This window comes from Parapusillimonas sp. JC17 (assembly GCF_052180245.1).
Lineage (GTDB): Bacteria > Pseudomonadota > Gammaproteobacteria > Burkholderiales > Burkholderiaceae_B > Parapusillimonas.
This window is the reverse complement of the sequence record NZ_CP197474.1, coordinates 1244123-1267956: the sequence shown is the minus strand read 5'-3', so window position 1 is coordinate 1267956 and position 23834 is coordinate 1244123. Positions and strand designations below refer to the sequence as shown.

General features: G+C 60.5%; 22 protein-coding genes and 2 tRNA genes. 7 read left to right on the top strand and 17 right to left on the bottom strand.

Translation table 11 applies throughout. The features are described from left to right. Positions 1-20: 20 nt before the first annotated feature. Both ACSBPU_RS06155 and ACSBPU_RS06150 read right to left on the bottom strand, forming a co-directional pair. Positions 21-671, bottom strand: a complete 651-nt coding sequence (locus ACSBPU_RS06155; RefSeq protein WP_442596508.1) for a site-2 protease family protein — start codon at positions 669-671, stop codon at positions 21-23. 23 nt (positions 672-694) lie between these two features. Beyond that, positions 695-1321, bottom strand: a complete 627-nt coding sequence (locus tag ACSBPU_RS06150; protein WP_180067729.1) for an L-threonylcarbamoyladenylate synthase — start codon at positions 1319-1321, stop codon at positions 695-697. A 167-nt stretch (positions 1322-1488) separates the two neighbouring features. Here ACSBPU_RS06150 and ypfJ point away from each other — a divergent pair, with 167 nt between their 5' ends. Beyond that, entirely contained in the window at positions 1489-2346 is an 858-nt protein-coding gene (gene ypfJ, locus ACSBPU_RS06145) for a KPN_02809 family neutral zinc metallopeptidase (protein ID WP_442596506.1), read from the top strand. Positions 2347-2585: 239 nt separating this feature from the next. Next, positions 2586-2661 (top strand) — tRNA-His (locus ACSBPU_RS06140). A gap of 207 nt (positions 2662-2868) precedes the next feature. On the opposite strand, the gene ACSBPU_RS06135 is transcribed toward ACSBPU_RS06140, so the two are convergent. Beyond that, positions 2869-3342, bottom strand: a complete 474-nt coding sequence (locus ACSBPU_RS06135; RefSeq protein ID WP_442596504.1) for a hypothetical protein — start codon at positions 3340-3342, stop codon at positions 2869-2871. Between the two features lie 277 nt (positions 3343-3619). On the opposite strand from ACSBPU_RS06135, the gene ACSBPU_RS06130 reads away from it, so the two are divergent. Together ACSBPU_RS06130 and ACSBPU_RS06125 are read left to right on the top strand one after the other, a co-directional pair. Beyond that, entirely contained in the window at positions 3620-3934 is a 315-nt protein-coding gene (locus tag ACSBPU_RS06130; RefSeq protein WP_442596502.1) for a hypothetical protein, read from the top strand. A 171-nt stretch (positions 3935-4105) separates the two neighbouring features. Beyond that, positions 4106-5560 carry a phospholipase D-like domain-containing protein gene (locus ACSBPU_RS06125; RefSeq protein ID WP_442596500.1) on the top strand — a complete coding sequence of 485 codons (1455 nt, stop codon included), beginning with the start codon at positions 4106-4108 and terminating at the stop codon, positions 5558-5560. A 22-nt stretch (positions 5561-5582) separates the two neighbouring features. On the opposite strand, the gene ACSBPU_RS06120 is transcribed toward ACSBPU_RS06125, so the two are convergent. From ACSBPU_RS06120 to ACSBPU_RS06100, 5 genes are all read right to left on the bottom strand, one after another. Continuing rightward, entirely contained in the window at positions 5583-6509 is a 927-nt protein-coding gene (locus ACSBPU_RS06120) for a Bug family tripartite tricarboxylate transporter substrate binding protein (RefSeq protein WP_442598253.1), read from the bottom strand. Between the two features lie 169 nt (positions 6510-6678). Next, positions 6679-8205 (bottom strand): malonate--CoA ligase, encoded by a 1527-nt coding sequence (locus tag ACSBPU_RS06115; RefSeq protein ID WP_442596498.1) that lies wholly within the window; start codon positions 8203-8205, stop codon positions 6679-6681. A 1-nt stretch (position 8206) separates the two neighbouring features. Continuing rightward, positions 8207-9013 (bottom strand): enoyl-CoA hydratase/isomerase family protein, encoded by an 807-nt coding sequence (locus ACSBPU_RS06110; RefSeq protein WP_442596496.1) that lies wholly within the window; start codon positions 9011-9013, stop codon positions 8207-8209. Beyond that, the gene (locus ACSBPU_RS06105) at positions 9004-10296 is read right to left on the bottom strand and encodes a malonyl-CoA decarboxylase domain-containing protein (protein ID WP_442596494.1); all 1293 of its coding nucleotides are present in this window, start codon (positions 10294-10296) and stop codon (positions 9004-9006) included. Before ACSBPU_RS06105 ends, ACSBPU_RS06110 begins: the two co-directional genes overlap by 10 nt. Then, positions 10293-11012, bottom strand: coding sequence for a GntR family transcriptional regulator (locus ACSBPU_RS06100; RefSeq protein ID WP_442596492.1), 720 nt, complete (start codon positions 11010-11012; stop codon positions 10293-10295). Before ACSBPU_RS06100 ends, ACSBPU_RS06105 begins: the two co-directional genes overlap by 4 nt. A 230-nt stretch (positions 11013-11242) precedes the next feature. Between ACSBPU_RS06100 and ACSBPU_RS06095 the strand changes: the two genes are divergently transcribed. Both ACSBPU_RS06095 and ACSBPU_RS06090 read left to right on the top strand, forming a co-directional pair. Then, on the top strand, positions 11243-12460 hold the full coding sequence (locus ACSBPU_RS06095) for a trans-sulfuration enzyme family protein (RefSeq protein ID WP_442596490.1): 1218 nt from the start codon (positions 11243-11245) through the stop codon (positions 12458-12460). Positions 12461-12522: 62 nt separating this feature from the next. Further along, the gene (locus ACSBPU_RS06090) at positions 12523-13059 is read left to right on the top strand and encodes a DinB family protein (protein WP_442596488.1); all 537 of its coding nucleotides are present in this window, start codon (positions 12523-12525) and stop codon (positions 13057-13059) included. A gap of 153 nt (positions 13060-13212) precedes the next feature. On the opposite strand, the gene ACSBPU_RS06085 is transcribed toward ACSBPU_RS06090, so the two are convergent. The 6 genes from ACSBPU_RS06085 to ACSBPU_RS06060 all read right to left on the bottom strand — a co-directional run bounded on the left by ACSBPU_RS06085 (position 13213) and on the right by ACSBPU_RS06060 (position 18771). Then, the gene (locus ACSBPU_RS06085; protein ID WP_442596486.1) at positions 13213-13428 is read right to left on the bottom strand and encodes a hypothetical protein; all 216 of its coding nucleotides are present in this window, start codon (positions 13426-13428) and stop codon (positions 13213-13215) included. A 109-nt stretch (positions 13429-13537) separates the two neighbouring features. Continuing rightward, positions 13538-13798, bottom strand: coding sequence for a hypothetical protein (locus ACSBPU_RS06080; protein ID WP_442596484.1), 261 nt, complete (start codon positions 13796-13798; stop codon positions 13538-13540). Positions 13799-13959: 161 nt separating this feature from the next. Further along, positions 13960-16416, bottom strand: coding sequence for a TonB-dependent siderophore receptor (locus ACSBPU_RS06075; protein WP_442596482.1), 2457 nt, complete (start codon positions 16414-16416; stop codon positions 13960-13962). A gap of 192 nt (positions 16417-16608) precedes the next feature. Continuing rightward, on the bottom strand, positions 16609-17769 hold the full coding sequence (locus tag ACSBPU_RS06070; protein ID WP_442598250.1) for a FecR family protein: 1161 nt from the start codon (positions 17767-17769) through the stop codon (positions 16609-16611). Between the two features lie 80 nt (positions 17770-17849). Beyond that, positions 17850-18347: an RNA polymerase sigma factor gene (locus ACSBPU_RS06065; protein ID WP_442596480.1), complete on the bottom strand. Its 498-nt coding sequence runs from the start codon at positions 18345-18347 to the stop codon at positions 17850-17852. Positions 18348-18697: 350 nt separating this feature from the next. Beyond that, a tRNA-Arg gene (locus tag ACSBPU_RS06060) sits at positions 18698-18771 on the bottom strand. Positions 18772-18942: 171 nt separating this feature from the next. Here ACSBPU_RS06060 and ACSBPU_RS06055 point away from each other — a divergent pair. Then, entirely contained in the window at positions 18943-20283 is a 1341-nt protein-coding gene (locus ACSBPU_RS06055) for a phospholipase A (protein ID WP_442596478.1), read from the top strand. A gap of 156 nt (positions 20284-20439) precedes the next feature. Here the strand turns inward: ACSBPU_RS06055 and ACSBPU_RS06050 are convergent, their stop codons facing one another. The 3 genes from ACSBPU_RS06050 to ACSBPU_RS06040 are packed head-to-tail and all read right to left on the bottom strand — an operon-like array spanning position 20440 to position 23833. Then, entirely contained in the window at positions 20440-21177 is a 738-nt protein-coding gene (locus tag ACSBPU_RS06050) for an ABC transporter ATP-binding protein (RefSeq protein WP_442596476.1), read from the bottom strand. Then, positions 21174-21953: an ABC transporter ATP-binding protein gene (locus ACSBPU_RS06045; protein WP_442596474.1), complete on the bottom strand. Its 780-nt coding sequence runs from the start codon at positions 21951-21953 to the stop codon at positions 21174-21176. The genes ACSBPU_RS06050 and ACSBPU_RS06045 overlap by 4 nt, the downstream gene beginning before the upstream one ends. Then, positions 21950-23833 carry an ABC transporter permease gene (locus ACSBPU_RS06040; protein ID WP_442596472.1) on the bottom strand — a complete coding sequence of 628 codons (1884 nt, stop codon included), beginning with the start codon at positions 23831-23833 and terminating at the stop codon, positions 21950-21952. Before ACSBPU_RS06040 ends, ACSBPU_RS06045 begins: the two co-directional genes overlap by 4 nt. Position 23834 lies beyond the last annotated feature (1 nt).

The following is a 23834-nucleotide window of genomic DNA, read 5'->3' as shown; positions in this document are numbered from 1 at the left end:
TAACGGATTCGCGTCCAAACTCATAAGAACCAGCCGATAATCAATTGGCCGAAAGCCAACATGGGTTCCAGCAGTATCCACAGGATCCCCGTCAGCATCAGGACGATCACGATCAGCAAGCCGTAGGGCTCGATTCGGGAATACTGCCAGGCCAGCTTGCTGGGCAGCAGGCTGAACACGATCCGCCCCCCGTCCAGTGGCGGCAGGGGCACCAGGTTCAACGCCATCAGGATCAGGTTGACCTGTATGCCTGCAATGGCCATCTGCACCCAGAAGTCGCCATGGCCGGCCCCTGTTTCAGCCAGCAGGCGCAAGGCCACCGCCCAGATGATGCCCATGACCAGGTTGGACGCCGGCCCGGCCAGCGCCACCCAGAGCATGTCGCGCTTGGGCTTGCGCAGCTTGCCCCAATCGACTGGAACAGGCTTGGCCCAGCCGAACAGCAAACCGCCGCCGCCCAACAGCTTGGTGCTGAACAACAGCACCAGCGGAACGACGATGGTGCCGATCGGATCGATATGGCGTATGGGGTTGAGGCTGACGCGCCCAGCCTGCCAGGCGGTGGGATCGCCGAACATGCGCGCGACATAGCCGTGCGCGGCTTCATGCAAGGTAATGCCGAACAGCACCGGCAGCGCATAAACCGTTATCGTTTGTATCAATGATTCCATGAAATTCCGCAGTGGCGCCGGTATCAGTCCAGGCCCAGCGCGGCCAGATTGCCCTGGCCACGGCGAATCACCTCGGGGGTCGAACCGGTGAGGTCGATGACCGTGGTGGGCTCGAGAGGGCATGCCCCGCCGTCTATCACGGCTGCGAGCTGGTTGGCGTACCTGTCGAAAATGTCCTGCGCCTCGTTCAGGGGATATTCCTCCCCCTCGGGTATGAGCGTCGTGGACATGAGCGGGGACCCGGCGGACTCGATGAGCGCCCTGGTGACGGGATGGTCCGGCACGCGTATGCCTATGGTCTTGCGCGACGGATGCGAGACCCGGCGCGGGACTTCGCGCGTGGCTTCGAGGATGAAGGTCCAGGGGCCTGGCGTCGCCAATTTCAGAAAACGATACTGCCGGTTGTCGACCTTGGCGAAATGACCGATTTCCCCCAGATCGCGGCATAGCAGCGTAAGGTGATGGCGTTCGTCCAGTCCGCGCAGCCTGCGCAGGGCATCGGCGGCGGGCTTGTCATCCAGGCGCGCCACCACCGCATAGCTGGAGTCGGTGGGGACCGCGACCAGCCCGCCATCGGCGAGCAACTGCCCCGCCTGCTTCATGAGCCGGGGCTGGGGATTCTCGGGGTGAACGACGAAGAATTGAGCCATTTAACGTATCCTAACATTCTTGATGGGTGAGTTTAAGTTCCAACGCCCGCGCAGGCAATAAAATTGCTGCAGCGCCTGCAAACGCCGGAGGTGGGGTCAGGCCCCGCACGGGGTCTGACCCCTGGTTTAGATAGGCCATGCCGTCACAGCAAAAAAGGAACCACCCAATGCGCCTCGACAACTCGCGCGAAAGCAAAAACATTGAAGACCGCCGAGGCGCACGGCTGCCGATAGGCGGACGGGGCAAGATCGGTTTGGGAACCATCGTGCTGGCGCTGGTCGCGATCTATTTCGGCGTGGATCCGAGCATCGTCCTGCAAAACGCCCTGGAGCCGCCCGGCCAGGAAAGCAGCTACGGAACGGGCGCCACGCCTGAAGCGACGCCCGAGACACGCTTCGTATCCAAAGTGCTGGCCGACACCGAAGACGCCTGGACCGCGATCTTTTCCCAAAAGGGCTGGGGAAGCTACCAGCAGCCCAAGCTCGTGCTGTTTTCCGGCGCGACGCCCACCGCCTGCGGAACCGGGCAATCCGCCATGGGTCCCTTCTACTGCCCCGGCGACAGCAAGGTATACCTGGATTTAAGCTTTTTCAGGCAAATGGCGCAACAGCTGAACTCCCCCGGAGACTTCGCGCAGGCTTACGTGATCGCCCACGAAGTAGCCCATCACGTCCAGCATCTGCGCGGCATCACCGACCAGGCGGAGCAACTGCGCCGACGCGGCGACGCCGCAGCGTCGAACCAGATCTCGGTCCGCGTCGAGCTTCAGGCGGACTGCCTGGCGGGCGTCTGGGCCCATCACTCCGATGCCCAGCGCAATACGCTCGAAGCCGGAGATATCGAAGAAGCCCTGAATGCCGCCAGCGCCATCGGCGACGACAAGCTGCAGCAGCAATCCCAGGGCTACATCGTGCCCGACTCGTTCACCCACGGCAGCTCCGCACAGCGGGTGCGGTGGTTCAAGCGCGGCTTCCAGGAAGGCGACCCGGCGCAATGCGATACCTTCAATATCGCGACGTTATGATTGCCGCCCGGGGGGGGGGTCAGACCCAAAGAGGGTCTGACCCCTCTGTGTGATTCTTGGGGTCAGACCCGAAAAGGGTCTTACCTCTCTCTGTGATTCTTGGGGTCAGACCCCTTACGGGTCTGACCCCATCCCATCAGTTCCATGGTAGAATTCCGTTTCTTGGATCAGCGCCATCAATCAGCCTTCGAAAGCTGCTATAATTTTCAGTTGATGTTTTGCGCTGTTTCGAAACAGTGGTGACCGTAGCTCAGTTGGTAGAGTCCCGGATTGTGATTCCGGTTGTCGTGGGTTCGAGCCCCATCGGTCACCCCAAGAATTATGCAGATTTTGATGATTTCGCAAAATCACGAAATGGTGGCATAAACCGAACTTGGTGACATGCGCCATACTAGCCCGCTTTCAAGCGGGCTTTTTTGCGCTAAAAATACTGTGCTTATAACCAGATTTTATTTAACAAGGACGACTACCGTATCGCCTCGGTTCTTTTAATCTCAAGCCCTTGGCCAGCAAAAAAAGCATTCAGGAATCGATACCAAGATACCACTTGCGAGAACTCTCAATTCCTTCTATCGCGAGATTAGACAAGTGCTCTTCGACTCTTGATCGCCCTTTCTCTGAAAGTTTGGCGAATCTGTTTGCCAGTTGGTCAAAGTCCACTGGCTCCAGTTCACCGCCAAGAGCAAAAGCGATTTGATAGCACGTCACTGCCGGTATAGTTCGATTCTTCACGACATAGTGTCTAGCAAGCCGAAGCGCTGCCTCCCGGACTTCCTTGTGGCGCGCGGCTATCGAGGCGCTGCTAAGTAGCTTTCGCAGTCCGTCGAACTCACCCTTTGGGAGCAGCACCATTTGACCGCTCCAGTGCGTGAAACCCAGTTGAATCCATACGCCATCTCTGAACTCAATGCGCCGCTCTGTACCATCTGCAAACTTGACGTCGTAAAACCCGTCGTAGCATGGGGCTATATTGAGGCCAAACCAGGATCTCTGCATTACTTTACTCCACTTCTTCTATATTCCAGGGAGTTTACCCGAGGCGCTGCTGATGCCGGTGGCTCAGTACGTTTCAGTGATGGTTTGCAGAGACTCTTATGAACCAGAGCCCTGAATTTCGCGGTAGCGCGACGAGATCTTAAGCACCTGGCCACATCAGCAAGCGGTATCAAGCACCCAATCAAACTCGGCGAGGCTGAAAAAGTGTCCGAGGCTTAGCGTTAAAGCCCAGGCACGCTTGTTGCAACTCCTTGAGGCCAAACCCAAGGAGATGATCATGAGCAAGCCAATGCCAGATACCGACCCGCTGAAGCGCGAACCGCCCGGAGCAACCAGTAAGCTACCCGGCAGCGACATCGGCGAGGGCGGCACGCCCGCGGGCAAGCCCGATCAGGACTATATGCGCAAGCCAAGCGCCCACAGGCCCGATCCGCAGCGAGAGCCACCCATCGACGTGCCACCCAAGCCGGGGCAGCCGCTGCCGAATCCCGAAAACCCGGACCTGCCCGGCACCACGCCCATCGATCCGGACGACCCCGGCCAGGGTCAGCCGATCCCGCCCGAAATGGATACGACCAAGCCAAGGTTATGACGAAGCAGGGCCGATGAGATGGCGCCCGGCCTCGCGTAGCAGTGTCGCGACTCTGTAACACCAGCCACATTAACCGATATACTTGGCGCTGTCCCGATACCCGCATCCGGCCATGCAAGGCCCCTTCTACCGCGTTGCGCACGCAGGGACATCACTGATGGCGTCTCCGACATGGCTTCGTTGCAGTCTTTGTTTTCCGAATATTGGCCGCATCTTGCTTTCCTTTTGAGCATTGCCGTTGGCGGCACGGCGGCCGTGCATGCCGCCATGACCAAGAACGACGTCCGGGCCGCCATAGGGTGGGTAGGCATCATCGTCATGTCGCCGCTGCTCGGTCCCTTCGTCTACCTGATCGCGGGCATCAATCGCATACGTCACGACCATATTTCGGAACAGCGCAACAAGAGCCTGAAGGAATCCTCGCCCAACCCGCCGCCCCCGTGCGTCGACATCGCCATGATGGGCGCGCCGCAGCTCGACTCGCTGCGCGTGCTGGGCGACAGGATCAGCCGCTTTCCCTTGCGCGATGGCAACCACATACGGATACTGCGCGGCGGCGATGAAACCTATCCCGCCATGATCGAGGCAATCGATGGCGCGCAGCGGTCCATTGCCCTGCAGACGTATATCTTCGACAACGACAGCGTGGGCAGGAAGATCGCCGATGCGCTGGCGCGCGCGCACCAGCGCGGCGTCAATGTGCGCGTGCTGATCGACGCCGTGGGCTCGAAATACTCGCGCCCTCCCATCATCCGCCTATTGCGGAAGAAAGGCGTGCCGTCCGCGCTTTTCATGACCAATCCGCTGGGGCTGCGCATGCCCTACGCCAACCTGCGCAGCCACCGCAAGATACTCGTGGTGGACGGCAGCATTGCCTTCACCGGCGGCATGAACATCCGGGCCGGTTTCACCAAGGAGATCGGGGGTGACAAGACCACGATGGATACCCATTTTCTGGTCGAGGGTCCGGTCGTGCTGCAGCTCATGTCCGTGTTCGCACATGATTGGGAATTCACCACCAAAGAGAACCTTACATTCAAGGCGTGGTGCAGCGATCACTGGGATCCGCCTCAGCCGCTGGCCCCCGCGCGCTGCATACGTTCGGGGCCCGACCGCAATATGGTCGGCACGCACAACATGCTGCTCGGCGCGTTCGCCATTGCGCAAAAGCACATCCGCATACAGTCACCGTATTTCCTGCCGGACCAGGTGCTAATGGGCGCCATCAATACCGCCGCAAGGCGTGGCATCACGGTGGACATCGTCATTCCGGGCCAGAACAACCTGCGCCTCGTCAACTACGCCATGACGGCACAATTGGACCAGGTCATACGCAGCGGCTGCCGGGTATGGCGGGCGCGAGGAAACTTCAACCATGCCAAGCTCATTACCATCGACGGCGCCTGGTCGTACGTGGGATCGTCGAACCTGGATCCACGCAGTCTGCGGCTGAACTTCGAGCTGGACATGGAAATATACAGCCGCGACACCGCGGCTGAAATCGAGAGCCTGATCGACGCCGAAATCCAGGACGCCGATGCCGTGACACTGGAAGGACTGGCCGCCATTCCTTTCCGCAAACGATTGCGGAACCGGGTTATATGGCTGGCCAGCCCTTACTTATAGTCATAGCCCTGACTGGCGGCGCTTACTGGGGTTCGACGCCGGCCTGCTTGACCACTCCGCCCCAGCGCTTGATCTCGCTGTCGACGAATTTGCCGAAGTCTTCCCCTGTCATGTTGGGAACGGCTGTGCCATTGCTGGCCCAAAGTTCCTTGATCTTGGGACTGTTCAGCGCCTTGGTGATTTCCTCGGACATCTTCTTGACGATATCGGGCGGCGTTCCAGCAGGCGCCCACATGGCATACCAGGTCGAGACCTCGTATTCAGGCACCCCCGCTTCCGCCGCTGTCGGCACATCGGGGAAAGTCGGGGAACGCTGTGCGGACGCAACCGCCAATGGACGGATCGTTCCAGCCCGGATGTGCGAAGCCGAGGAGCCCAGGCCGTCGAACGCCATATCGACCTGGCCAGTGATGAGGCCGGTGAGCATAGGACCGGCGCCCTGATAAGGCACGTGCGTCAGGTCGGCATCATTCTTGATCTTGAAGAGTTCGCCCGCCAGGTGGTGGGTGCTGCCCACGCCGGCGGATCCGAAGTTGATCTGGCCGGGACTGGCCTTTGCCTTCTCGATCAATTCCTTGACGCTCGTGACTGGCAGCTTGCTGGGATTGACCACGATGACTTGTGGCGGTTGCGCCAGCAGCGCCACTGGAACGAAGTCCTTCTGGATATCGTAGTTCAGTTTCTTGTAGGTGGAAGGCGCCACGACGTGGTGTGCTCCTCCCATGAAGAAAGTGTAGCCGTCGGGCGTTGCGCGCGCGGCAATCCCAGCGCCCAGCGTGCCGCCTGCCCCGCCCTTGTTGTCGACAACGACGCTCTTGCCGAGCTGCTCGCCCAGTTGATGGGCCAGCGGCCGTGCAAAGGTATCGGTGCCGCCCCCTGCGGGAAACGGTACGACGATGGTGATGGGACGCTCGGGCCAGGCCGCGTATGCGCTACCGGATACGGCCATGGCGGACAGAGCGAGCGCTGCCGCATATGCAAGACGTACTTTCATGGATCTCCTCCAACATTTTTCTATTTGATCGAGCGCGGGAATCCGCGCTCTGGAACCCTGCGCGAACCGTACAGGGCTGGTTTACAACAACTGCAAACAACGATGCAGAGCCGGAACCCTACACCTACTTGAACTGCTCTCGCAGCACATTCTTTTGTACTTTACCCATGGTGTTCCTGGGAAGCTCCGCGACCACGTGCAATTGCTTGGGCACTTTGAAGTTCGCAAGTCCCGCCTTGAGCTGGGCAAGCATGCCTGCCGCATCCAGGCTCTGACCCTTCTTGGGAACCACCACCGCCACCACCGCCTCGCCGAAGTCGGGGTGCGGCACGCCGATGACGGCGGACTCGTCCACGCCGGGCATGGTGTCGATGAAGAGTTCGATTTCCTTGGGATAGACGTTGAATCCGCCGGAAATGATCAGGTCCTTGCTGCGGCCCACGATGGTGAGGTATCGATCCGGAACGTCATTGCCGCCCCATTGCCCCACGTCGCCGGTGCGGAACCAGCCGTCGCTGGTGAACTCCTCGCGGGTTTTCTCGGGCATGCGCCAGTAACCGGAAAACACATTGGGCCCCTTGACCTGCACGTTGCCGATTTCACCCGGTGGCAGTTCTTTGCCCTGGTCGTCGACAACGCGCACGGACACGCCGGGCAGAGGCTCTCCGACCGTGCCGCCCAGCCGCTTGCCGCGAGCCTCATCATAGGGATTGGACGTCAGCATGACGGTTTCGCTCATGCCGTAGCGCTCCAGTATGGTCATGCCGGTGCGTTCCTGGAACTCGGTGAAGGTTTCCATGAGCAACGGCGCGGAACCGGAAATGAACAGGCGCATGTTGGCGCAGGCATCGCGCGTGAAGCGGGGATCCGCCAGCAAGCGGACGTAATAAGTGGGTACGCCCATCATGACCGTGCTGCGCGGCAGATAATGCAGAGCCTGGTCTATATTGAGCTTGGGCAGCCAGATCATGCGCGCGCCCGCGAGCAAGGCGCCATGCGAAGCGACGAACAGGCCGTGCACGTGGAAGATGGGCAGCATGTGAAGCAGAACGTCGTCGGAACGCCAGCCCCAGTATTCCTTCAGCACCTGTGCGTTGGACGATAGATTGCGGTGCGTAAGCATGGCACCCTTGCTGCGCCCGGTGGTGCCCGAGGTATACAGAATGGCGGCCAGGTCCTCCGGCGCGCTGCCGACCGTTTCGAAGCTGTCCGGCTGGCTGGCGGCGGCCAGCGGCAAGCTGCCCGTGCCGTCTTCGTCGAGCGTATATACGTACTGGGTGCCCGCCTTTTCAGCCAGCACCGAAATCCATTCATGGTTCTTGCTGTCGCACACTACGACGGAAGGCTCTGCATCGGTCAGGAAATACTCGATTTCCGCAGAGCGGTAAGCAGTGTTCAAAGGCAAATACACCAAGCCGGCACGCAGCGTCGCCAGGTACAGCATCAGCGCTTCAGGCGATTTTTCGACCTGGACCGCAACGCGCGCGCCCGCGGGCAGGCCAAGCGCCTGCAGCAAGGAGGCGAACCGCGCGCTCATTTCATCGATGTCGTTCCAGCTGTAGTTGCGGTCCGGTGTCTCGATGGCGACCGCGGAACGGTCGGCCGGAAACCCCGATGCCAGCAAAGCGTACAAATTTGCATTGCCTTCCAATTCAATCTCCTGAAAACACTGGCTCACGGCCAGCCAAAAATGCGTCGACGCCCTCGCGATGATCACGGCTGGGGGCATAACTGAAAAAAGACCGAAGCTCCGCCTCGGACAGGGGTTCGGGGCTGGAACTGAGACGAGCCACCATTTGCTTGTTCAAGCGAGCCGCCATGGCAGCCCCTTTTTCGAGCCGGCCGACCAGCCGATCCATGTCTGCGCCCAGATCGGCATCGGGCACCACACGGGTCAGCAAACCCTTGGACATGGCTTCGTCGGCGCCAAACACCCTGCCTTCCAGAAGGATCTCGAGTGTCGCCGCCCGCCCGGCCAGCGCCAATAGGCCCTGCATTTCATCGGGCGCCATGGGAAAACCAAGCTTGTTGATCGGCACGCCGAAACGCGAGGATCTGGCAGCGATGCGCAGGTCGCACTGGCTGGCGATCTCGAGCCCGCCGCCGACGCACACCCCTTCGATCCGGGCCACGACGGGATGCTGGCACGCGGCGATCGCTTTGAGCGCCGGGGCGATCACCTGAAGATGGTAGTGCATGACGCCGTCTATATCGGCACGCGCCTGGGGAAATTCGCCGATGTCGGCGCCCGCCGCAAAATTCCCGCCTTCGCCGGACAAGACGACGCAGCGCAGCTCGGTATCGGAAGACAATTCGCCGAAAATGCGTTCAAGCTGCTGCCACATGGAGATGGACAAGGCATTGAGCCGCCCCGGATGACTGAGCGTGACGTAGGCGGCCCGCCCCCGCCGCTCCGTCAGGATGCGACCGCCCTCCCGGCCTTGCTGACTCATAGCCATCTCAGGTTCATTCCGGTCTTGGGCTTGCCTGCAGCCAGCAGCGCAAGATTGTCGTCGAGCTGGTCGAGCTCGTACAGATAGTTGACCATGATGCCGCAGGACTGCGCGATGCCTTTGGGCGACGTGTCGGCCGCCCAGTTGATGCGCTCGATACGCGCGCCGTTGCCCAGATGGAAGCGGGCCACCGCGTCCAGGGGCTGCCCGTTCTTCATGGACTTGAGGTAATGCGACACCAGCCGGAGGCCGGATCGCCGGACGGCATCGCTGGCGGTTCCAGCCGTAGCCGCCCGCAAGCGCTCGACCCATGTTTGCCCGGCCGTGGCGTCGTCCAGCGCTTTTTGCCGATCGGCCTTGTCGTGCAGCAGTTCATGTATGGCTTTGCCGTCCTGCTTGCCCAGCCAATCGGCAAACCCCGGAATGGGCGACAGCGTCGCGAACGACTTGAGCTTCGGCAGTTCGATGAGCAACTGGTCGATCACTCGCTTGAGCAGGAAATTGCCGAAGCTGATGCCGCGCAGGCCCGGCTGAGTATTGGAAATCGAATAGAAGATGGCCCAGCGCGCCTTGGAAGGATCGCCCGCCGGAACTGCGGGATCCAGCAGCATCTGGACGTCGCCCGCCATCTCGGGCGCGAACGCGATCTCGACGAAAATCAGCGGCACGTCGCTCATGCGCGGATGGAAAAAAGCGTAGCAGCGGCGCTGGCTGGCGACGCGGTGCTTGAGCTCGTCCCAGGAACGGATCTCGTGGACGGCCTCGTACTGGATGAGCTTCTCGAGCAGGGACGCAGGCGAGTCCCATGTGATCGGCCGCAGTTCCAGCATGCCAACATCGAACCAGCTGGACAGCAGGCCTTCCAGTTCGCGTTCGAGCACGGTCAGCCCCGCCACCTGATTGCGCCAGCGCAGCATGTCGGCGCGAAGCTCTACCAGCAAATGCAAGCTGTCGGCCTGCGCATACAAGCGGCGGAACAGACGCAAGCCCTTGTCGTCCCGGGGCTCCAGACCGGCACTGGCCTGCACCAGCCCCGCCAGCAAGGCGCGCCTTTCATTGGCATCGGCGGCAAGATAGCGTTGACTCCATTGCTTGGCCTTACGGTTGGCGGCGACGTCGGTCATGCGCGCCGTGAACAGCGCAAGGACGTCTGTTTGCAAAGGCAGATGATCGCGCTCTAGCCAGCGCCCCAGGCGGGCGATAAGGCCTTGGGTTTCCTTTTCAGAGGCTTTTTCGATCTCGGTTTCGGGCTTTGGGGCGGGTAGCTTTTTCACGTCGGTAACCGTCATGATGTCTTGACTCCTGGTTCGCGCGGCAATAGTTGCGCGACATGTTCCTGCCTGGACGATGCCGCGCGCTCGTCCAGGATGTGTAGGGCATCCAGCTGCCGCATCAGGTGCTTGCGCGTCAGCGCTTCCGCACCGTCGGGATCGCGAGCCTTCAGGGCGGCGAATATCGCCATGTGCTCGGCGCAGGATTCCTTGATCCGCCCCGGCAATGCCAGGCTTTTGTGGCGAGACAGGCTGAGCACCTTGCGCAAGTGATCCACGAGGTCCGACAGCCAGCGATTGTCTGCCAGCGCCTGGATCTCTTCGTGAATGATAGCGTTGCAGGCGTAGTAGGCGTCGATGTCGCCCGCGGCCGCGTGTTCCTGCAGCATGGCATGCTGCGGCTCGAGGCGCAGCAGGTCGGCATCGGTGGCTTTTCGGGCCGCCTCGTAGGCGCAGCGCCCTTCCAGCATGGCCATCAAGGGGAAGATGTCGTCCATGTCGCGGGCCGACAACTCATTGACGAAGCATCCGCGCCGGGGTTCGAGGCGCAGCAAGCCTTCTGCCACCAGCACCTTGAGCGCCTCGCGCAGCGGCGTGCGTGAAATGCCGAGTTCGCGCGTAAGGCGGACCTCGTCTATCCATTCACCGGATTCGAGCTCATGCGTTTGGATCATGGCCCGGAGACGGTCGGCCACTTCCTGGTACAGCACCTGCTGGACGATGCGAGTCGCCATGTCTGCTCCGTAAGAGACACTCATAATTCATAATTATGGCAGTTTTTACTTTGAACACAAGCCTCTTTTTGGCGGGGTCGAGGGGTCAGACCCCGTACGGGGTCTGACCCCGGGAATCATTCTGGCGAAGGTCGGAGGGTCAGACCCCGTATGGGGTCTGACCCCAAAAGCAGGCGTATCATGGATCCATACCTCGACCCGTCATCAACCACTCCACGGAGCAACCGGCAATGAGCCGCAAGAACGTCCAATCAGGCATAGATCCCGGCAAGCAACTGCATCAGGAAACCGTCGTCCTGCACCAGGATGCCCACTTGGCGACCGACTCATCCGTCGTCGCGCCCATTCACTACAGTGCGACTTTCCGGGCCGATACGCCCGAAGGATTCGCTGAAATGGCGAATACTCCCCGGCACCCGGGTTTCTACAGCCGCTACGGCAATCCGGTCCATAAGCGGGTCGAAGCCGTGATCGCGGCACTGGAAGGGACGGAAACCGCCCTGCTCATGGCCTCGGGCATGGGCGCCATCAGCACTACGGTGCTGGGACTGGTCAAGCAGGGAGATCACGTCATCGCGCAACGGCGGCACTACATGAGCACATCGAAATTGTTCGAAGAAGTGCTCCCGCGCTTTGGCGTCACGTCGACCTTCGTCGACCAGACGGATCTGGACGCACTCTCGACAGCCATCCGGCCCGAGACCCGGCTGATCATGGTGGAAACCCCCGTCAATCCCACGCTGACGCTGACCGATCTCGAAGCCGTCGCCACGCTGGCGCGGGCCCGCGACATCCTGACCATCGCGGACAATACCTTCGCCTCTCCACTGAACCAGAAACCGCACGACCTCGGCATAGACATCGTCGTGCATAGCGCGACCAAGTATTTCGGAGGCCACCATGACATCACCGCGGGCGCCGTCTGCTGCAGCGAAGCACTGGCAGAAAGAATTTGGAGCATGCACGTCACGCTGGGCTCAGTGCTTTCCCCGATGGACGCCTGGTTGCTGCTGCGCGGGCTGCGCACCCTGTCCCTGCGCATGGAGCGCATCAATGCCAATGCGCTCGCGCTCGCCCAATGGCTGGAAACGCATCCACTCGTGGAACGGGTCTATTACCCGGGCCTCGCCAGCCATCCACAGCATGAACTCGCCCGACGCCAGATGACCGGCTTCGGCGCGGTCATCGCCTTCAGCTTGAAAGGCGGCTTCCAGGCCGGCAGCCGCTTCGTCTCCGCTCTGCAACTGGCCACCCACGCCGTCAGCCTGGGCGGGGTGGAAACGCTGGCAGTCCATACCGCCGCCATGTGGGCAGGCACCATGACCGAGGCGCAAATGATTTCCGCCGGCATAGAGCCGAATTTCATCCGCATGTCGGTGGGCGTGGAACATATCGACGACCTGAAGGCCGACCTGGCTCAAGCCCTGGAGTCCGACCCCGCGGCCTGAGCTGGGGTCAGACCCCGTACGGGGTCTGACCCCTTAACCATGATCCTTTAACCGCCAATCCCATGCCCACCGTCGCCGATCTCCAATTGCTCGCCGATTACAACGCCTGGATGAACCAGCGCCTGTACGAGGCAGCAAACCTGCCCTCAGCCGATGCCGATGCGCCGCGCGGCGCATTCTTCGGATCTCTGTTGGGTACGCTCAATCATATCGCCGTCGGCGATATCATCTGGCTCAAGCGTTTTGCGGCCCATCCCGCTGGCTACCCGGCTCTCGACCCAGTTCGAATGCTGCCGACACCGCCCGCGCTGAACCATCCGCTGTTCCCCGACTTGGCGAGCCTTGCCGCATTGCGCAAGGAACTCGACCAGGCGATCATGCTTTGGACGGCCCAGATCACCGAGCCGGATCTGGCTTTTTCCTTGCCCTACACCAATTCGCGCGGCATCGCGGCGCGGCGTAATTTCGGCAGCCTGGTACTGCACTTTTTCAATCATCAGACACACCATCGCGGCCAGGCCACTACGCTACTCAGCCAGGCCGGCGTCGATATCGGCCCGACCGACCTGCTGTTGCGCATTCCGGATTTGCAGGCTTAGGGGTCAGACCCCGTACGGGGTCTGACCCCTTCCCAAAGAAAAAAGCCCCACGAAGGGGGTCTCCGTGGGGCAAAGCATTAGCTCAAATCTACTAAATCGCAAAGACAGTATAGCCGCTTTTATTGAGAATAGCTATCATTTCCAACATGGTATTTATGAGGCGGCCAGCGAAATCGCCCGCTTCATCGACATAATGCGCCTGATTTCATCGATCGCCGACTCGGGACTATGGGCGAGATCTTTCAGGTTGATGGAGACTCGGCGCCGGTTTCGCAAATAGAACACGCAAGCATCGCGCCCTTCGTCTATTGCCAGGATCTGGCCATCCAAACGCCGATTCAACGTAACTGCAAGCTTTTCGGTATCCATCGGAGTGTCTCCTCAGCTCGGTACGGACTTTCACCTTACCAAACCGATGGATTTCAAACAGTAACACAGTATCTCCGGACTTTCCGGCGACCCGCTTCTTGGCCGAGCGTCAGCGTTCGACGGTCAGCCGCCCATCGCGCAAAAAGATGCGCGCGCGAGCCGAACCCGATGTGTGCTCCAGGATCAAGTCGCGCAAGACCGACACCAAGCGCTCTTTGTGTTCGTAGATCGCGGCCGCCTCGATTTCCACCTGCTTCAAACGGCCTCTAAGGTACAAGATGAACCCCTGGCAATCGGGCAGGCTGTCGTAAGCCAACACCTGCTCTTTCAGCCTGTGGGCGATGTCGTCTATGAACATTCCGTAACTCATGACTGTTCTCTCAAGAATTTTTTGAAAGATACAGCGATTCCCGTGCCCATAAAACAGGATCGAAACCGGCTGAAATGGAATGGGTCGATTGTTTCACGGGCGTTACGGCACATGAAGCATTGGCGCGGCAGGAGGGCCGCGCCTACTACACATTACGTCACTTAGAACCTCCCGCGCAACGTCAGCCTCGCATTACGCGGCTCGCCGTAGTAATTGCCCAGCGTCGACCTGCCCACCGTGCGGTAGTACCACTTGTCGAAGACATTATCAACGTTCAGCGTCAGCGTCCAGTTAGGATTGAAGCGATACTCCGTCATCAGATTCCATACGGCATAACCGCCCTGGGTGTAGTTGAAGGGTACCGTGCCGCCCGTCCAGTTCTGCGCAGATTCGTTCCAGCTCGCAGCGGAGCCGGACACATATTGCTTGCTGTTGACCGTGACGCCGCCGCCGACCTTCCACGCTGAGGCGCGACCTGGCAATTGCCAGGTGCCGAAGAGCTTGAATGAGTGCTTGGGGGTAATGGTGCTGAAGACGGCCTCTTCGGTTTCATCCCGATTGTGATTGTAGGTATAACCGGCATAAATATTGACGCCCCTGGCGATTTCGCCGCTGACTTCCAGGTCCACGCCTTGGCTGACCACCTTGCCGGCATTGATGTAGCAGCAAGCGCCGGCGAACAGCGTTTCACTCGTGGGATAGCGGGTGTCGAGCACCGCCCTGTCTTTCTGCACGACACGGTATAGCGCGATCGAGGTGTTCAGCTTGCCGTCCAGCAGTTCGCCTTTCAAGCCCAACTCGGTGTTGCTGCCGTGCATGGGATTCAGACCGGCTCCCGGCGCGGGCCCGGACTTGTAGTAGGCTTGCGGATTGAAGATTTCCGCATAGCTGGCGTACGCCGTCCATTCTGGCGTCAGGTCATGAAGAATTCCACCGAAAGGCACGACTTGAGTGGGTTCGCTGTACTGCGTGGCGCTGGCGATCCGCCAGGTGTCGGTCATCTGCCAGCTGTCGTTCAGGTACGTGCTGTAAACCTGATTGAACTTGTACTTGTTGGCACGTGCGCCCACGACCACTTTGGTTTTGTCCGTCACTTCCAGCCTCAAGGTTCCATAAACGCCATACTGCCTGGTGTCGTTTGGTTCGTAACTGCGGAATAACTGGCCACGAGTCAGGTCGCCGGAGGCATAAGGCGTGGAGCCTATATCGAACAGGTCGGCCACCTGGCCTGTGGCTCGTTCTACAACGAAGCTTTGCCATTTGCTCTTTATGTCCTGCATGTCGGCGCCGACCAGCACTTCATGCGTGCGGCCGAACAGGTCGAAGGCGCCGCTGAGGTTGATGTCCAGCATATGTTGCCTGTTCCAGCTGTATTGGTCCGACCCGACCCAGCGCGATCCCGTCCGCGTGATCGGATTTACCGCACCGGACACATAACCGCCATTCACGTTCCGGTCCTCCTCGGTTAGGGTGGCATTGGCGCGCAAGGTCCAGCGCGGAGCCAGGCGCCAGCTTAGCTTGGCAAACAGTTCGCTTGAGGTAGTGTCTTCATAAGCCCAATCCGAGGTCAAGGCCGTATTGCGCGGCAAGCCGATATCTGCGCCGTTGCTGTATCGAGGAAAGCCTTGCGGTGTGCCTTTCTCCTTGACTTGCTGATACCGTCCGCCCACAGCCAATATGGCATCCGGGCCGATGTCAGCCTCCAACACGCCATAAAAAGTAGGCTTTTCGGTCGCCCGTCTGTCGGTGAAGTATTTGCGGTCCTCGTACGCAACCACCGCCCGGCCACGAAGTTTTCCATCGAAGGCCAGCGGACCCGAGGCGTCGACTTCCGTGCGGTAGTTGTCCCAACGGCCGGCACTGGCCGTGAAGGTGAACTGCGGCGTGGCCGTCGGCATCTTGCGCACCAAGTTCACGGCGCCGCCCGGGTTGCCCGTGCCGTTGAGCAAGCCCGCCGCGCCGCGCAACACCTCCACACGGTCGAACTCGGCCATGTCATAGGAGATGAACGTATAGTTTCCGCTCGATGTGGACATCGGCGCACCGCCATCGAGCTGGATGCTGTCAATGGAGAAACCACGCGAATAAATATCGGTCAACCGATGGCCGGAATCCTGCACCGTCAGGCCACTGATTTGCTCGGCGGCCTTGCCGAGATCGGTAATATTCTGGTCTTCCAATCGCTGCTTGGTGAGCACCGAGACAGACTGCGGCATCTCGCGCATGCCCTGTGCCGTCTTGCCGATGGTAATGGCATCGCTCGTGTACGAGCCAGTTCCTTCGGTTTCGCCCAGGCGCCGCGCTTCCACCCGCACAGCACGCAAGGTCTGAACGTCTCCGTGCTCAGTCTTCCGAATCGTAATGGCTGCACCGTGCGCTTGTGCTTCCAGGCCGCTTCCGGCAAGCAAGAGCTCCAGGGCCTGATGTGGCGTCAACGCACCGGAAACCGCTGGGGCGGTTTTTCCAGCCACAAGCGCAGGAGAGAAGCCAATAGGGGTGCCGGTCGCTGCGGACAGCTCGTTCAGTGCAGACTCGAGCGGCTGAGCAGCAATAGAGAGCGTGACGGCTTTGCCGCCGTCTGCGGAGGTTTGGGCCTGGACACTGGCTGGAGCAATCAAGGCTAATGCTATGGCCAAGGCAAGGGGTGCAGGGTGAAAACGTAGATAAACCAACTGCATGGAAACGTCCTTTACGAATCGAGCAATGAATAAAAATGAGACTCACTACCCTTAAAGACGCATCAGCTCGCCGGAACTACACCTCTCCGCTCAAACTTTTTACAAATTGCCTCTTCGTGAACTTCGCCGTCCTTACGGCGCCATGATGATTTCGGTTCTCCCAGCAGCATCCTTCACCAGTTTGACCGGCATAATCCGCATCACCATCTGGGCAAATTCATCTGGACGGCCGATCTGGAAACTACCGCCGATCGGCATTGCTGCAACAGCTGGGTCACGAATCACCAGCCCGCTAGGCCCGTAACGCTCCAGTTCCAACAAGGCTTCGCCCAGCGACGCGTTATCGAAACGCACCAAGCCCTTGCGCCACAGTGCGACGCTGCTTGGCGCAACGGCAACGACCTGCCCGACACCGCCATCCGCCGACACCGTAAGACTCTGACCCGCCTTGAGATCGACAGCGGCGCCTTCGTTATTCGCCAGCGGACTGCGAGCATCGTCTACCCGGACATGGCCTTCTTCCACCGCGACCTTGGCGGTGCCGGCATCCATCCCATCATGGCGATACCGCACGGAGAAACGCGTACCTACAACGGTGACACGAGCCGGACCGGCCAGTATCTGGAAAGGCTTCTCGCTATCGGGAGCGACGGCGAACATGATTTGACCCTCGGTGATGCGCACTTCCCTGCGGTCACGATACAAAGTAACTTGCACCTGTGTTTCAGCGTCCAATGCCAGTTCGCTTCCGTCAGGCAGGGTGACAACCTGATCCTGACCGCGCCCGACGACGTAGCTGCTGGAGAAAGTGTGCGGCTGATCCCATTGATACCAGCCGACACCCACCGCGAGAATGGCCATGCAACAGAAGGCCATCCAGGTTCGCCTTGGCTGCCGCGCAACTGGTGAGGGTCGGCTATTAATCCGCCTATCCGCTATCTTTTTCCCAGGACCTGTTTGAAGCGACTGACCCGGCTGTGAAGACGCATGGCTGGAAACTGACGAATGAGCCGCACGAACGCGTGCAACATCGTCTGCCGGAATGGACCGCAGTGCCGCCATGATCTGGCCCTGGCATTCGAACGCAGCAGCGTGGGCGGGACTAGCCGCCAGCCACTGCTGCAGTTGCACCTGCTCAGCAGAGGTCAAGCCCTGTTCCCAACGAGTGTGCCAGTCAGCGGCGGCTACATCCACAGGGTCTTGCTGGCGGAAGAACTCTTCAAGCTCGCGCGCCTCCGCAGCCTCGTCGAAGGGGGCTGGGGAAGAGCGAGCGGATAGAGAAAAACGACTCATCTTATTGGTATAGACGCACAAGAGGGAGAAAACTGCAGCTAAGCGAAAGGTAACAAAGTGTTGTTCGTACGGCTTGTTTTTCAATGTTCATCATCAAGCGTCTCCCTGCAGCTCATACACGCGAGTTTTCCACGCTTAATGTACTTGTCCACCATGCTCGGCGACACTCCCATGCGAGCAGCAATTTCCTTATTGGGCAGCTCATCGAAAAGATACATGCAAAACGCCTCGCGACAACGCGGGGGCAAAGCCTCAATGGCGTCAAGGCAAGCGTGCAGGGCTCGAGACGAGGCATACGCCTCTTCAGGCTGAAGGTGCCTGGGGCCGGCGGGCTGGTCAGCTTCGTCCAAAGCGTGAACATCTTCGTGCTGACGAATGCTGGCGCGGCGGTCCATGTCGATCTTTGCACGAAGAGCGACCTGTCTGAGCAAGGCCGCCGGCTCCCGAATGACCTGTCCTGCTTGTTGCATCGAAAGCACACGCGCGTAGCTTTCCTGCGCCAAGTCGGCCGCAACATCACGATCTCGCACTTTGCGCATGCAGAAGTTCAACAGGTCTCGGTAATAGCGGGCTAACATGGTTCGATCAAAGTCATACAAACGACAGTACTCGTCCAGGGCCTGTTAACGCTAAAAGGCCCTAGCGCGTGCAACGATGTATTGCAGATGAATCTCTTGCGCGATAGGTAGAAGGCGAATGCCGATTGTACCCCATTGAATGAGAATAATTCTCATGTATGACATGCAGTCTTGTATAAGAAACCGGGCCCACGGTATCGTGCACGACTGAAGACGGAAATCCTGAAGGCAGCCATTGAAAATGTGGTGTAGCCATTTCGGCGTCGTGAGACGGCGCAACGGGCCGTCAAGCGATATGCGACCATCCCGCCTCAACAACACCCGGGAGTTGACCTCCATAGGGGGAAATGCGCGACGTAGAGGGTTCGAACCTCTGACCCCAGGCTTAGAAGGCCTGTGCTCTATCCAACTGAGCTAACGTCGCCCTGACACCGAAACAGGCAGATTGTAATATGCAGCTCCGGGGGCCTAACTCAAATAAGAATCCCCGGCCCCAGGCATAGAAGCCCCTGCCATATCCAGGAATGCGCGCATTTTACCCTATCGGCCCGGCTTCTTCGGCGCTTACAATACGTAGCGCCCGGTTCAGCGATGAATGCTACAGTTTCCCCCGTCCGATCACACCATCACGCTCATGAGCCCACAGCCAAAACAAAAAAATCACGCATTTCACGCCATTGCCGCATTTGCCATGCTGTGCGCAGCCGCCACGGCGTCGGCCGGCATCACTTATCATCTTGATCAGACCCATGCGGTCGCGGGCGACGCCGTTACGGTCAGGGCTGTGCTGTTCAACGACACCGATAGCGCCATGACGTGGCGGACGCCAAAGAACCTGGTGCTGCAATGGCGCGATCAGAACGGACATACCGTGCGCAGCCTGGCTTATATTGAAGGCGATGGCGATCCGGTGAATATACCAGTGAACAACTTCGTGAAGCTTTCGTGGCGCGCCATCGTGCCCAGCGGCGTCAAGGGGCTGCAGGCGGTGAATGTGGAAGGGGAATCCACACTGCTGGCGCTGGACGCCACCCCGCTCGACCAAAGCCTGATCGCCGGCACGACGGCCGACGTGCCCGTTGTCGACGCCGGCGCAGGCGCGCTGCACGACCAGGACCCTCCCCTGCCTGCGAAAGTCGTTTCGGCGGTGGGCGCTTCGGCAACACAGGGCCCGCCCGTGGGCGGCAGCACGGCCACCGCGGCCCAGGCGACCGGCTTCGACGTATTCAGAAGCTCGCTGTCCGCCTACGAGCCTATTTATTTCGATGTGGGCAACGAAGGCGGCCGCAATGCACGCTACCAGGTGAGCTTCAAATACCGCATTTTCACGCCTAACGATCCCAATAATCCGCAGTTCATCGACCATCTTTACCTGGGCTATACGCAAACCGCGCTGTGGGACCTGCACTCCGACTCCCATCCTTTCGTGGATACGTCATTCAAGCCCAGCCTGTTCTGGCGCAAGGACGCGATCTGGCAGTCACGCCAGAACGATTGGTTCGTCGGCCTGGCAAGCGGCATAGAACATGAATCGAACGGCAAGAGCGGCGACGATTCCCGTTCGCTCAACTTCGCCTACATACAGCCCGAGTTCAACTACCGCTTCAGCGGCGGCAGCACACTGACATTCGCCCCCAGGCTGAAAGGCTACTTCGCCACACGCAACAATCCCGACTATGCCGACTACGCCGGCCATGTCGACTGGAAATTGCGTTGGGCGCAGGACAACGGCCTGGTGCTCACGGGCCTGTACCGCCATGGCCACAACAATCACAACACCACGCAAATCGAAGCGGCCTGGCCGTTGCGGCGCACCTTCCTGAACATGAACGGCTATCTCCATGTGCAGTACTTCAAGGGGTATGGAGAAACGCTGCTGGGCTACGACCGCCGAAGCGACTCGCAAGTGCGTATCGGCATCGCTCTCGTTCCGTGACAGCGGGGCGGGGTCAGACCCCCATGGATCTGACCCCCTCTTCCCGTGCGTGATGGCGCTTTTTTGGGGTCAGACCCCGTACGGGGTCTGACCCCATCTTCCGGTGCGTGATGGGGGCTTTTCGGGGTCAGACCCCGTAGGGGTCTGACCCCCAGGCTACACGGCCAGGTAGCTGCGGCGTACATGCTCATCGTCGACCAGGTCGGACATGCTTCCGCTGTACCGGATTTCCCCTTTCTCCAGGACATAGGCGCGATCTGAGACCAGGCGCCCGAAGTGTATGTTCTGTTCGGACAGCAGGATGCTGGCCCCGCGGGCCTTGAGCGCCAGGATCATGTCCGCCATTTGTTCGACGATGAGCGGGGCGACTCCCTCGGAGGGTTCATCGAGCAGAAGCAGGAAAGGATTGCCCATCAATGTCCTGGCGACGGTCAGCATCTGCTGCTCGCCGCCGCTCATCGCGCCGGCGGGCCGGTCCAGCATGCCTCCAAGGGCGGGGAACAAGGCCAGTACGTCGTCAAGGCTCCAGTTCAGGCCGGGCGAACCGTCGGGCCAGCTTCTGGCGGCCTGCCGGCCAGTAGCCAGGTTTTCCGATACGGTCAGGTCTGTGAACACCCGACGGTCTTCGGGCACATAGCCCAGCCCCAATCTCGCGATCTGGTACGGCTGCAGGCCATGCAAAGATCGATTCATGAACCGCAGGTCGCCACGAGTCCGGGCCATCAGGCCCATGATGGCCTTGAGCGTGGTGGACTTGCCCGCGCCGTTGCGGCCCATCAAGGCCACGACCTCGCCTCTTTCCACGGTCAGGGCAATGTCGTGCAGGATATGGGCCGCGCCATACCAGGCGTTCAGTCCCGATACCGACAGCAAAGGGTCCCTGGTTTCCGTCATGCCCGATCCACCTCTTGTGGATGCGAATCGAAGGTCCTGCCCGTACCGAAATACACCTCCTGGACTCTTGCGTCGCGCCGCACATGGTCCACGCTTCCCTGCGCGATCAGGCTGCCGCGCGCCAGCACGATGACCCGGTCCGCATAGGCAAACACCACGTCCATACTATGCTCCGTAAACAGTACGGCAAGCTGGCGCTGCGTAACCAGGCGCTTCACCAGACCGACCAGGGCGTTGCGCTCGGCGGGCGCCATGCCGGCCGTCGGCTCGTCCATCAGCAAAAGGGTGGGCGATGCGGCCAGGCTCATGGCCAGCTCCACCCGCTTGACGTCGCCGTAGGCCAGTTCGCTGCAAGGGCGGGCCGCCTGCTCCTGCATGCCCACCTGTTCGAGCAGAGCGTCGGCCTCCGCCGCATATTGCCGGGCCGCCCCTCGCCAGAAAGAGAAGACCTTGCGGTGGTGGGCCAGAAGCGCCGTCTGCACATTCTCGCGGACGGTCAACGAAGAGAAGGTCGCGGCAATCTGAAATGTGCGTCCAACACCCAATTGCGCGATCCGGCGCGATGGCTGGCCCAGCAACTCGATGCCGTTCAGCTTCACTGAGCCGGCCGACGCGGGCAACTGCCCGCCCACCATATTGAAGGTGGTCGACTTGCCGGCGCCATTGGGACCGATCAGCGCGAGCAATTCGCCTGGTTCGAGATCGAAGCTCACCCCATCGACCGCCCGGTTGCCGCCGAAGTCCTTGGTCAGCCCTCTGACGGAAAGCAGGCTCATGTGTCCGCCCTCCATGCGCGCCGACCTTCGAACGCGCCAGCGATGCCTTGCGGAAAGACCAATACGATGAGCAGGATCACCGCGCCGAAGAGCGCGCGCCAGTATTCGGTGATGCCGACGAAATAGTCCTGAAGCAAGGTAAAGCCGGCAGCTCCGACGATAGGCCCGGACAGGCTCTGGATGCCGCCGAGCAGTACCATGACGAGGCCGTCCACCGACTTGCCGACGGTGATCACCTCTGGCGAGGTTCCCCCTTTCGAAAATACGTACAGAGCGCCCGCGACGCCGGCGAACAGGCCCGCGATCGCAAACGCGGTCCACTGGATGCGTTTGACGTCCATGCCCAGCGCATCGGCGCGCAATGATGAATCCCTGGCAGCCCGCAGGGATTGTCCGAATGGCGAAAACGCCATGCGCCTTACCAGAAGGACCAGGATTGCAACCACGGCCAGGCTGAAATAGTAATAACCATCACCGGCAAGGATCTCGTCCGGCCAGATGCCGACGATGCCGTTGGAGCCTCCTGTTACGTCGTCCCACTGATAGACAATGGACCAGATGATTTGTGCAAAGGCAAGCGTCAGCATTGCAAGATAGACGCCGGTCAGGCGTATGCAGAACCATCCGAACACCACCGCTGCCAGCGCGGCCACCATGGGCGCCGCAACGATGGACGCCAGCATGCCGAGCCCGGCCGCCTTGAAAAGCAGCGCAGTGCTGTAGGCGCCTATGCCGAAATAGGCGGCATGTCCGAAAGTCGGCATGCCGCCCAGTCCCATCATGAAATGCAGGCTGACGGCGAACAGAACGGCGACGAGCATGTCTTGCGCAATGACCGTCGCGTAAGGCAACCCGGCCGAAAACAGCGGCAGCGCGGCGGCGACGGCAAGGAGCGCCATTGCGCCCAGCCGGAATGCCGTGCCGCCGGACCTGAGCGGCGGCTCGACCGAGGCCGCATGCCGCATGATGGACAGCGGCTTGCCCATGAGGCCCCAGGGCTTGAAGACCAGGACGAACGCCATGAAGATGAACTCGACGACGAGAGTGAGCTTCGGAAAGGCGATACTGACGCCGAACAGCTCCACCACGCCGAGCGCGATGCAAAGCGCCTTCAGCTGTGCGATGATCAACGCCGCCAGGTAGGCGCCCGGAAGCGAGCCCATGCCGCCCACTACGACCACCACGAAGACGTCGCCGATGATGCCCAGGTCCAGGGTCAGGCTGGCGGGCTGCCGAGGGATCTGCAGCGCGCCGCCCAGGCCGGCCAGGAACGCCCCCAGGGCGAACACCCCTGTGAACAGCCAGGCCTGGTTGACACCCAGCGCGCCGAGTATTTCCCTGTCCTGCGTGGCCGCACGTATCAGTGTGCCCCAGCGGGTGCGCGTCAACAGCAGCCACACCAGCAGCAGGACCAGCGGGCCCGCAACGATCATGGCCAGATCGTAGACCGGAAGATAGCGATCGAAAATCTGGACGGAACCTTCCAGCCCCGGCGCCAAGGGCCCCAGCAAATCGTCCGGCCCCCAGATCCACAAGGCCATGTCGTTGAAGACCAGGACCAGGGCGAAGGTGGCCAGAAGCTGGAACATCTCCGGCGCCCTGTAGATGCGCCTGAGCAAAAGCAGCTCGGTGAGAGCGCCGAGCAAGCCGATCGCCAGCGCGGCGCATAGAATGGCCAGCCAATATCCCGCCGGCCCATGGCCCCACGCCTGGACGAGCGTATAGGCGACATAGATGCCCAGCATGTACAGGGAGCCGTGGGCAAAATTCACGATGCGGCTGACGCCGAAAATCAGCGACAGCCCCGCCGCAACCAGGAACAGGGAAGAGGCTTCAGCCAGTCCATTCAAGAACTGGACAACGAACCCTGTCAGTTGCATG

Bases quoted from the DNA above. Each gene is read 5' to 3' on its own strand.
- ACSBPU_RS06155 (WP_442596508.1), bottom strand. From the start codon at position 671: ATGGAATCATTGATACAAACGATAACGGTTTATGCGCTGCCGGTGCTG.
- ACSBPU_RS06150 (WP_180067729.1), bottom strand. From the start codon at position 1,321: ATGGCTCAATTCTTCGTCGTTCACCCCGAGAATCCCCAGCCCCGGCTC.
- ypfJ (WP_442596506.1), top strand. From the start codon at position 1,489: ATGCGCCTCGACAACTCGCGCGAAAGCAAAAACATTGAAGACCGCCGA.
- ACSBPU_RS06135 (WP_442596504.1), bottom strand. From the start codon at position 3,342: ATGCAGAGATCCTGGTTTGGCCTCAATATAGCCCCATGCTACGACGGG.
- ACSBPU_RS06130 (WP_442596502.1), top strand. From the start codon at position 3,620: ATGAGCAAGCCAATGCCAGATACCGACCCGCTGAAGCGCGAACCGCCC.
- ACSBPU_RS06125 (WP_442596500.1), top strand. From the start codon at position 4,106: ATGGCTTCGTTGCAGTCTTTGTTTTCCGAATATTGGCCGCATCTTGCT.
- ACSBPU_RS06120 (WP_442598253.1), bottom strand. From the start codon at position 6,509: ATGGCCGTATCCGGTAGCGCATACGCGGCCTGGCCCGAGCGTCCCATC.
- ACSBPU_RS06110 (WP_442596496.1), bottom strand. From the start codon at position 9,013: ATGGCTATGAGTCAGCAAGGCCGGGAGGGCGGTCGCATCCTGACGGAG.
- ACSBPU_RS06105 (WP_442596494.1), bottom strand. From the start codon at position 10,296: ATGACGGTTACCGACGTGAAAAAGCTACCCGCCCCAAAGCCCGAAACC.
- ACSBPU_RS06100 (WP_442596492.1), bottom strand. From the start codon at position 11,012: ATGGCGACTCGCATCGTCCAGCAGGTGCTGTACCAGGAAGTGGCCGAC.
- ACSBPU_RS06095 (WP_442596490.1), top strand. From the start codon at position 11,243: ATGAGCCGCAAGAACGTCCAATCAGGCATAGATCCCGGCAAGCAACTG.
- ACSBPU_RS06090 (WP_442596488.1), top strand. From the start codon at position 12,523: ATGCCCACCGTCGCCGATCTCCAATTGCTCGCCGATTACAACGCCTGG.
- ACSBPU_RS06085 (WP_442596486.1), bottom strand. From the start codon at position 13,428: ATGGATACCGAAAAGCTTGCAGTTACGTTGAATCGGCGTTTGGATGGC.
- ACSBPU_RS06080 (WP_442596484.1), bottom strand. From the start codon at position 13,798: ATGAGTTACGGAATGTTCATAGACGACATCGCCCACAGGCTGAAAGAG.
- ACSBPU_RS06070 (WP_442598250.1), bottom strand. From the start codon at position 17,769: ATGAGTCGTTTTTCTCTATCCGCTCGCTCTTCCCCAGCCCCCTTCGAC.
- ACSBPU_RS06065 (WP_442596480.1), bottom strand. From the start codon at position 18,347: ATGTTAGCCCGCTATTACCGAGACCTGTTGAACTTCTGCATGCGCAAA.
- ACSBPU_RS06055 (WP_442596478.1), top strand. From the start codon at position 18,943: ATGCTACAGTTTCCCCCGTCCGATCACACCATCACGCTCATGAGCCCA.
- ACSBPU_RS06050 (WP_442596476.1), bottom strand. From the start codon at position 21,177: ATGACGGAAACCAGGGACCCTTTGCTGTCGGTATCGGGACTGAACGCC.
- ACSBPU_RS06045 (WP_442596474.1), bottom strand. From the start codon at position 21,953: ATGAGCCTGCTTTCCGTCAGAGGGCTGACCAAGGACTTCGGCGGCAAC.
- ACSBPU_RS06040 (WP_442596472.1), bottom strand. From the start codon at position 23,833: ATGCAACTGACAGGGTTCGTTGTCCAGTTCTTGAATGGACTGGCTGAA.